This is a genomic window from Streptomyces sp. NPDC048637, from assembly GCF_040650675.1.
Lineage (GTDB): Bacteria > Actinomycetota > Actinomycetes > Streptomycetales > Streptomycetaceae > Streptomyces.
Genome location: NZ_JBEZHQ010000082.1, coordinates 1 through 8,369, shown reverse-complemented (window position 1 = coordinate 8,369; position 8,369 = coordinate 1). Strand labels below are relative to the sequence as shown.

8 protein-coding genes are annotated in these 8,369 nt (G+C 70.3%); 4 read left to right on the top strand and 4 right to left on the bottom strand.

The window, feature by feature from the left end; all coding sequences use genetic code 11:
• Nucleotides 1-178 precede the first annotated feature (178 nt).
• The gene (gene nadA / locus AB0C46_RS40545; RefSeq protein ID WP_362834150.1) at nucleotides 179-1,378 is read right to left on the bottom strand and encodes a quinolinate synthase NadA; all 1,200 of its coding nucleotides are present in this window, start codon (nucleotides 1,376-1,378) and stop codon (nucleotides 179-181) included.
• 302 nt (nucleotides 1,379-1,680) lie between these two features.
• Between nadA and erpA the strand changes: the two genes are divergently transcribed.
• The gene (erpA, locus tag AB0C46_RS40540) at nucleotides 1,681-2,034 is read left to right on the top strand and encodes an iron-sulfur cluster insertion protein ErpA (protein ID WP_006606077.1); all 354 of its coding nucleotides are present in this window, start codon (nucleotides 1,681-1,683) and stop codon (nucleotides 2,032-2,034) included.
• A gap of 180 nt (nucleotides 2,035-2,214) precedes the next feature.
• Here erpA and AB0C46_RS40535 read toward each other — a convergent pair whose 3' ends face one another.
• A complete protein-coding gene (locus AB0C46_RS40535) occupies nucleotides 2,215-3,762 on the bottom strand; it encodes a hypothetical protein (protein WP_362834149.1) in 1,548 nt (515 codons plus the stop codon).
• Nucleotides 3,763-3,886: 124 nt separating this feature from the next.
• Nucleotides 3,887-4,114 (bottom strand): hypothetical protein, encoded by a 228-nt coding sequence (locus AB0C46_RS40530; protein WP_362834148.1) that lies wholly within the window; start codon nucleotides 4,112-4,114, stop codon nucleotides 3,887-3,889.
• Between the two features lie 159 nt (nucleotides 4,115-4,273).
• Here AB0C46_RS40530 and AB0C46_RS40525 point away from each other — a divergent pair, with 159 nt between their 5' ends.
• The gene (locus AB0C46_RS40525; protein ID WP_362834147.1) at nucleotides 4,274-5,248 is read left to right on the top strand and encodes a carbohydrate kinase family protein; all 975 of its coding nucleotides are present in this window, start codon (nucleotides 4,274-4,276) and stop codon (nucleotides 5,246-5,248) included.
• Between the two features lie 9 nt (nucleotides 5,249-5,257).
• Here AB0C46_RS40525 and AB0C46_RS40520 read toward each other — a convergent pair whose 3' ends face one another.
• Nucleotides 5,258-6,721, bottom strand: coding sequence for an aminotransferase class V-fold PLP-dependent enzyme (locus tag AB0C46_RS40520; protein ID WP_362834146.1), 1,464 nt, complete (start codon nucleotides 6,719-6,721; stop codon nucleotides 5,258-5,260).
• Between the two features lie 375 nt (nucleotides 6,722-7,096).
• On the opposite strand from AB0C46_RS40520, the gene coxB reads away from it, so the two are divergent.
• Both coxB and AB0C46_RS40510 read left to right on the top strand, forming a co-directional pair.
• Nucleotides 7,097-8,059 (top strand): cytochrome c oxidase subunit II, encoded by a 963-nt coding sequence (gene coxB / locus AB0C46_RS40515; protein WP_362834145.1) that lies wholly within the window; start codon nucleotides 7,097-7,099, stop codon nucleotides 8,057-8,059.
• On the top strand, nucleotides 8,056-8,369 hold a 314-nt coding region (locus AB0C46_RS40510), incomplete at its 3' end, for a cbb3-type cytochrome c oxidase subunit I (RefSeq protein ID WP_362834144.1). The genes coxB and AB0C46_RS40510, both read left to right, overlap by 4 nt.

Here is an 8,369-nt window from a genome sequence, read left to right as displayed (position 1 = left end):
GCCGGTGTGTGGGACGTAAAGCGAAGCAGTCCCACACACCGGCCCCGGAGGCCCGTCACCGCACCCCGACAGCCCCGCGCAGCGGACCCGGCCCGCCGCAGGCGCAACGGCGGGGGCACCGCGCAGCGGGCAACAATCGGCGAACAACCCCCACGGCGGGACAGCCGAAAACGTACGCCTACGGCAGCGCCAGCATCCGCTCAAGCGCCAGCTTCGCGAAGCTCTCCGTCTCCTTGTCGACCTCGATGCGGTTGACGACCTTGCCGGCGGCCAGCGACTCCAGCGTCCACACCAGGTGGGGGAGGTCGATCCGGTTCATCGTCGAGCAGAAGCAGACCGTCTTGTCGAGGAAGACGATCTCCTTGTCCTCCGCGGCGAAACGGTTCGCCAGGCGGCGGACGAGGTTCAGCTCGGTGCCGATGGCCCACTTCGAGCCGCGCGGGGCGGCCTCCAGGGCCTTGATGATGTACTCCGTCGAGCCGACGTAGTCCGCGGCCGCCACGACCTCGTTCTTGCACTCGGGGTGGACCAGGACGTTCACGCCGGGGATGCGCGCGCGCACGTCGTTCACCGAGTCCAGCGAGAACCGGCCGTGCACCGAGCAGTGCCCGCGCCACAGGATCATCTTGGCGGCCCGCAGCTCCTCGGCGGTCAGCCCGCCGTTCGGCTTGTGCGGGTTGTAGACCACGCAGTCGTCCAGGGACAGGCCCATGTCGCGGACGGCGGTGTTGCGGCCCAGGTGCTGGTCGGGCAGGAAGAGAACCTTTGTTGCACCGGGCTCCCCCTGCTCGAAGGCCCAGTCCAGCGCGCGCTTGGCGTTGGAGGAGGTGCAGATCGTACCGCCGTGCTTGCCGGTGAAGGCCTTGATGTCGGCCGAGGAGTTCATGTACGAGACCGGCACGACCTGCTCGGCGATGCCGGCCTCGGTGAGCGCGTCCCAGCACTCGGCGACCTGCTCGGCGGTGGCCATGTCGGCCATCGAGCAGCCGGCGGCCAGGTCGGGGAGGATGACCTGCTGGTCGTCGCCGGTGAGGATGTCGGCCGACTCCGCCATGAAGTGCACGCCGCAGAAGACGATGTACTCGGCGTCCGGCCGGGCGGCGGCGTCCCGCGCGAGCTTGAAGGAGTCGCCGGTCACATCGGCGAACTCGATGACCTCGTCGCGCTGGTAGTGGTGCCCGAGGACGAAGACCTTGTCCCCGAGCTTCGCCTTGGCCGCGCGGGCGCGCTCGACGAGGTCGGGGTCCGACGGGGCCGGCAGGTCGCCGGGGCACTCCACACCGCGCTCGCTCTTCGGGTCGGCCTCGCGGCCGAGGAGGAGCAGGGCCAGCGGGGTCGGCTGGACGTCCAGGGGCTGGGCGGTGGTCACAACACGCACCCTCTCTTCTCTGCAGTGCCTTTTCGTCTATTTGACGCTATCTATCATAGCCGCTTCACGTCACTTTGACGATGTCCATAGTGTCGATGTGACGCATCAGCACCCCGCCGTGTGTGATCGGCCACCTGTTCCTGGCGGCCGGTGTGCGAGCATGAGGAGAGAACGACAGGAGAGGCTGCCCCCGGCTGTGCCCGGAAGGCTTCTCGACGAATTGCGCCCAGCCGGAATTAATCCGGGACGTCCCCGGTTGCAGCTGGTTGCAACCGATGACAAGCGGTCCGTACAACCCGGGAGAGATCTAGATGAGCGTTCAGGACGAGACCACCGTCAGCGACGGCATCATCCTGTCCGACGCGGCCGCGTCGAAGGTCAAGAGCCTTCTGGAGCAGGAAGGCCGGGACGACCTCGCGCTGCGGGTGGCCGTTCAGCCCGGCGGCTGCTCCGGACTGCGCTACCAGCTCTTCTTCGACGAGCGCTCGCTCGACGGCGATGTCGTCAAGGACTTCGACGGTGTCAAGGTCGTCACCGACCGGATGAGCGCCCCCTACCTGGGCGGTGCCTCCATCGACTTCGTCGACACCATCGAGAAGCAGGGCTTCACGATCGACAACCCGAACGCCACCGGCTCCTGCGCCTGCGGCGACTCCTTCAGCTAAGGAGCACGGGCAGTACGCGCGAAAGCGGCGCCCCCCCCCGAGTGGGGGAGCGCCGCTTTCGCTGTCTCCGTGTCCGCGTATCCGTGTCCGCGTATCCGTCTCCGCATCCGTCTCCGCGTATCCGTCTCCGCCGGGTCCGGCCCGGCGGAGACTGCCGGCCCGGCGGCTTCCGCGGGGCCGTTACTGCTTCGGCACCGACTCACCGGTCGACACATCGACCACCTTCCGGCCGTCCAGCGGCTTCTCCAGCGTCACGGTCTTGGTGAACTCCTTGGCGATCTTCACGCAGACCTGGCCGGGCTTCTTGTCCTTGCCGACGACCTTCGTCTTCACGGTCGTGGCCGACTCCTCCGCGCTCACCGAGTAGACGCTGCACACGCCGCCCCAGAAGTGCACGGTCAGCTTCTTGCCGCCGTCGCTCACGTCGTACGACTCCAGGGCCATCGCCCCGGGCTTCCCGGACGGCTTGTGCGGCGACTGCCCTGGGCTCTGCGACGCGTCGTCGCCGTCCTTGTGGGCCAGGTACTTCGGGTTCACCGCCGGGTGCGCGATCGTCGAGGTGGCGTCCGGGCCGGTTTCGGCGCCCGGCTGGCGCACCTTGTACAGCCACGACGGCACCAGCGCCTGGCCGCCGTCCACGTACTGCACCGCGAGCCCGAAGACCGCACCGGTCACCTCGGCCGGCGGCTGCGCCTTCGTCGGCGACGGCTCGCACGGCGCGATCCCGTCACCCTTGCCGCCCTTGCCGTCCTTGTCGCTCTTCCCGCCGGGGGTCGAGGGGCAGCCGGCCGGCTTGCGGCCCTCGCCCGAGTTCAGCCGGTCCAGCGTCTTGTCGGCGCTCAGCACCGGATACTCCGCGCCCTTGACCGGGTTCGCCAACTGGCCGCTGCCACCGACGACCTGACCGTCCGAGCCGACCTGCAGATCGCTCTGCCAGCCGTACGTCGGCAGCCCGCCGAGCACCGGGTTCGCGGTGACGACCCGGACCGCGCCGGACAGCCCGCCCGCATCGAGCCTGGCGTTCTTCTGGCCGAGCGCCGCCAGCACCGGCCGCACCGCCTGCTTGGCCTTCTCCGGCGACACCGCGCCCTTGCCGCTGCTGTCGTCCTCGGTCGTGACGTCCCCGCCGCCGCGGTACGACGGACAGCCGGGGCGGTTCGACGGTGTACCGCCGCCGGGCCCGTCCTGGCCCTCGCCGCCCTTCGGTGAGGCGGGCAGCGCACAGTTCGTCCCGCCGGGGGTGCCGTACGGCGAGTACGTCCACGCGCCCGAGCCGGTCTTGCTCACCTGCAGCACGGGGCCACGGGCATCCCGCGTCCCGCCGACCTTCCAGCTGGTGCCCTCCGAGCGGACCTTTCCGGACACATCCAGTGCCTTCGCCAGCCGTTCCACCGACTGCCGGCTGATCTCGCCCTTGGGGCGGTACACCGGCGCGGACGCCGGACCGCCGGGGAGCTTCTTCACCGCCCGGTACTTCGCACCCTGCGGATTGGGCTCACCGGCCGCGATCGAGCCGCCTCCGGAGTAGCCGTCGAGCGCGAGTGGCGGTGGGCCGCCCTTGGCCGCGGAGCCCGCGCCGGAGCCCTCGCTGCTGGACGCCGACGAGGCCCAGTACGCCGCGCCGCCCCCGGCCAGCAGCACCGCGGCAGCCATCGAGGCGACCACCAGCTGGGTGCGCCGCCTGCGCTCCTTGGGGTTCGTGGTGTCGGTGCTGTCCTCGGTGTTCACCGCATCGCTCCTTCAGCTCCGCTGAACATCTGACGTGCCATCCTCCATGAGGTGGACGTCAATGGGACGGAGCGGGGGTGTATGCGGTTCCCCCCGGACGCGCACGGGCCGCCGGCGGGCCGGCTCAGTCGCCGTACTCGGACATTCCGTCGACGAGCGCGGCGGAGGAGGAGGGGACCTTGACCCCGTGCAGATCGGCGGCGCGCCCCGGCTCGGGCGATGACGGCCGGCCGGCCTTCCAGCGGCCTGCCATCCGCGCGCAGTCGCCGCGCAGCTCGTCGAGCGACTCCGGGTCCTGCGGGGCGGGGGAAGCGCCGAGGCGCGGTGTGACGGCTTTCACAGGCTTGGTCATAGGGGCACCGTACGCAGCTGAGTATCGAGCGGAAAGGCCTACTATTGGGTAGTTTCTGTGGTTTCAAGTGTCCGGGATGACCGAGTGGTGTGCGACCTCGCGGGGTAGCGTTGCTCTACGTCCGCCCGTCCCTCCGCCTTCCGCAGGAGCAGACCCGTCGTGCGTATCGCAGTCACCGGCTCCATCGCCACCGACCACCTGATGACCTTCCCCGGCCGCTTCGCCGATCAGCTGGTCGCCGACCAGCTGCATACGGTCTCCCTCTCGTTCCTGGTCGACCAGCTAGAGGTCCGCCGCGGCGGCGTCGCCGCCAACATCTGCTTCGGTATGGGCCAGCTCGGCACCGAGCCGATCCTGGTCGGTGCCGCCGGCAACGACTTCGAGGAGTACCGCGCCTGGCTCGACCGCCATGGCGTCGACACCCGCTCCGTCCGTATCTCCGAGGTCCTGCACACCGCCCGCTTCGTGTGCACCACCGACGCCGACCACAACCAGATCGGGTCGTTCTACACCGGCGCGATGAGCGAGGCCCGGCTGATCGAGCTGCAGCACGTGTCCGAGCGGGTCGGCGGCCTCGATCTGGTCCTGATCGGCGCGGACGACCCCGAGGCGATGATCCGGCACACCGAGGAGTGCCGCAGCCGCGGTATCCCGTTCGGTGCCGACTTCTCCCAGCAGATCGCCCGTATGGACGGCGATGCCATCCGTACCCTCCTGGAGGACGCGGCCTACCTCTTCTCCAACGAGTACGAGAAGGGCCTGATCGAGGCCAAGACCGGCTGGACCGACGAGGAAATCCTCGCCAAGGTCGGCACCCGCGTCACCACCCTCGGCTCCAACGGCGTCCGGATCGAGCGGGTCGGCGAGCCGGCCATCGAGGTCGGCGTCCCGGAGGAGAACGCCAAGGCCGACCCCACCGGCGTCGGCGACGCCTTCCGCGCCGGCTTCCTGTCCGGTCTGGCCTGGGGCGTCGGCCTGGAGCGCGCCGCGCAGATCGGCTGCATGCTGGCGACGCTGGTCATCGAGACCGTCGGCACCCAGGAGTACGAGCTGCACCGCAGCCACTTCATGGACCGCTTCACCAAGGCCTACGGCCACGAGGCCGCCGCCGAGGTGCAGCAGCACCTGGTCTGAGCCGCCGGGTCAGGCGCGGCGCCGCACGAGATAGGCGGCGCCGCGCTCGGCCGGCCGCTCACCCACGTACTCCTGGTCACGCATGGCGCACCAGGCGGGGATGTCCTGCCGGGCGGCCTCGTCGTCGGCGAGCACCGTCACCGTCCCGCCGACCGGCACCTCGTGGATCGCCTTCGCCAGCTCGATGACCGGGAGCGGACAGCGCTTGCCGAGCGAGTCGACGACCAGACCGGCCGGCTCGGTGGATCCGGCGGGCCCGCCCGGCTCCTCGCCCGCCGGGGCCGAGGACGTCTCCGGCGCCCCGCCGGCCGTCGTCGCCACCGTCTCCCGCCCCGCCGCCGGGACACCCAGCCGCTCCCGCACCGAGCGCACCACCTGTGGCAGCACTTCCAGGAAGCGCTCCACGTCGGCCTCGTCCGTGCCGTAGGGCAGCGAGACCCGCACATTCCCCTCGGACAGCACGCCCATCGCGCGCAGCACATGGCTCGGCGTCAGGGTGCTGGACGTACAGGACGATCCGGACGACACCGAGAACCCCGCACGGTCCAGCTCGTGCAGCAGCGCCTCTCCGTCGACATAGAGACAGGAGAAGGTGACGAGATGGGGGAGGCGGTGCACCGGATGGCCGACCACCTCCACATCCGGCACCAGCTCCGGCACCCGGGTCCGGATCCGGTCCACCAGCTGCCGCAGCCGCGCCGCCTCGTCCGCGGAATCCGGGCCCGCCCGCAGTGCGCGCAGGGACGCCGCGGCGGCCACGATCGCCGGGATGTTCTCGAACCCCGGGCTGCGGCCCGACTCGCGCTCGTCCCGCGGCCCCTGGGGGGCGAACCGGGTCCCCTTGCGGACCACGAGCAGCCCCACACCGGGCGGGCCGCCCCACTTGTGGGCGCTCGCCGCCAGCAGCGACCAGGCGCCGGACACCGGCCCCCAGGGCAGCGACTGCGCAGCGTCCACTAGGAGGGGCACGCCCGCCTCCTGGCAGAGCGCGGCCACCTCCCCGACCGGTTGCCCGGTGCCCACCTCGTGGTTGGCGGACTGGAGACAGACCAGCGCGGTGTCCGGGCCCAGCGCGGCGGCGACGTCCCCGGCCGCCACCCGGCCCGTACGGTCCACCGCCAGCTCCGCGCAGCTGCCGCCGGCCGCCGTGTGGACCTCGGCGGCATGCAGGACGGAGGAGTGCTCGACGGCGGAGTGCAGCAGCCGGCGACCGACGCGACGGCGGGCCGCCAGCGCACCGAAAACTCCGGAATGCACCGCCTGTGTCCCCGAAGGGGTGAAAACCAATTCGTCCGGGCGGCAGCCCACGGCCTCGGCCGCGGCCTCCCGCGCCGCGTCCAGCAGCAGCCGGCCGCGCCGCCCCTCGCGGTAGAGGCGGGCCGGGTCGGCCCAGCCTTCGTCCAGCGAGGCGAGCAGGGCCTCACGGGCGACGGGATGCAGCGGGGCGGCGGATGCCGCGTCGAAGTAGGGCACATACGAGACGGTAGTCCCCCTGATTCCGGGGGAGGTGCCCGCGCCCGGCCGGGCGGGTGCGCACGACCCCGCCTCCCGCGGTGGGGGTGCGGCCCGGCGCGGGCCGGGAGAGCGGGGTGACCGGCGCCGGGCGCGGCGTCAGATGCCTGGTGAAAGCGGGTAATCGGGGCTCCGGAGGGCTTCTCCGGGAGGGGCCGGCCACCCCTTAGGGGTGCGACGCGGCGCGTTGGGCACCCTCCCCGCGCGACCCCAAATAGCGTCCAGTAGGGTTTGGTCCGCATAAACATCCAAACCCCTGCCCGCGCCAGGGCCGGCGACCGACCAGCGAGACGGCCGCAGCCGGTCTCGCGGGCGAGACTCTCGGGAAGGCGCTACGTGAGTCCCAACGGCTCCGACCGCTCGTCGCGGCGCCCGATGCGGCGGAAGCTGCCGCAGGTGCTTGCTGCGGGCCTGGTCCTGGCGACCGCGACTGGTTGCACATATAAGGACTTCCCCCGCCTCGGCATGCCAACGCCCGTCACCGACGAGGCGCCGCGGATCCTCTCTCTTTGGCAGGGCTCCTGGGCCGCCGCCCTCGCAACGGGCGTGCTGGTGTGGGGCCTGATCATCTGGAGTGTGATCTTCCACCGCCGCAGCAGGACCAAGGTGGAGGTCCCCGCGCAGACCCGGTACAACATGCCGATCGAGGCGTTGTACACGATCGTGCCGTTCATCATCATTGCGGTGCTTTTCTACTTCACCGCACGTGATGAGAGCGCACTCCTCAAGACTTCCAAGAAGCCGGACCACGTCGTGAACGTGGTCGGCTTCCAGTGGAGCTGGGCGTTCAACTACCTGGAGAACACGGACGGCGACAAGTCGACTTCCGCCATCGACTCCAGCGCGCTCGACGCGATCCCGGACAAGTGGAAGAAGACCGCGCCGGCCGGTGCGGACGGCGTCTACGACGTGGGCACCCCGGGCACGCGGAACCCGCAGACCGGCAACCCCGGTCCGACCCTGTGGCTGCCGAAGGGCGAGACGGTCCAGTTCGTGCTGACCTCTCGTGACGTCATCCACTCCTTCTGGGTGGTGCCGTTCCTGATGAAGCAGGACGTCATCCCGGGCCACACCAATGTCTTCGAGGTGACTCCCAACAAGGAGGGCACCTTCATGGGCAAGTGCGCCGAGCTCTGCGGTGTCGACCACTCCCGGATGCTCTTCAACGTCAAGGTCGTCTCCCCTGAGCGGTACCGGGAGCACCTGAAGGACCTGGCGAAGAAGGGCCAGACCGGATACCTGCCGTCGGGCATCGAGCAGACGGATCACGCCAGGAATGCGGAGACCAAGAACCAGTGAGCATCCTCAACGAACCTCAGGGTGCCGCCGCCGATACGGCTCCGGCAGCACCGCCCGTACGCAAGAAGCAACCCGGCATCGCTGTCGTGAAGTGGCTGACGACCACTGACCACAAGACCATCGGCACGATGTACCTGGTCACGTCGTTCGCGTTCTTCTGCATCGGCGGCCTGATGGCGCTGCTCATGCGCGCCGAGCTGGCCCGTCCCGGCACGCAGCTCATGTCGAACGAGCAGTTCAACCAGGCGTTCACGATGCACGGCACGATCATGCTGCTGATGTTCGCGACGCCGCTGTTCGCCGGGTTCGC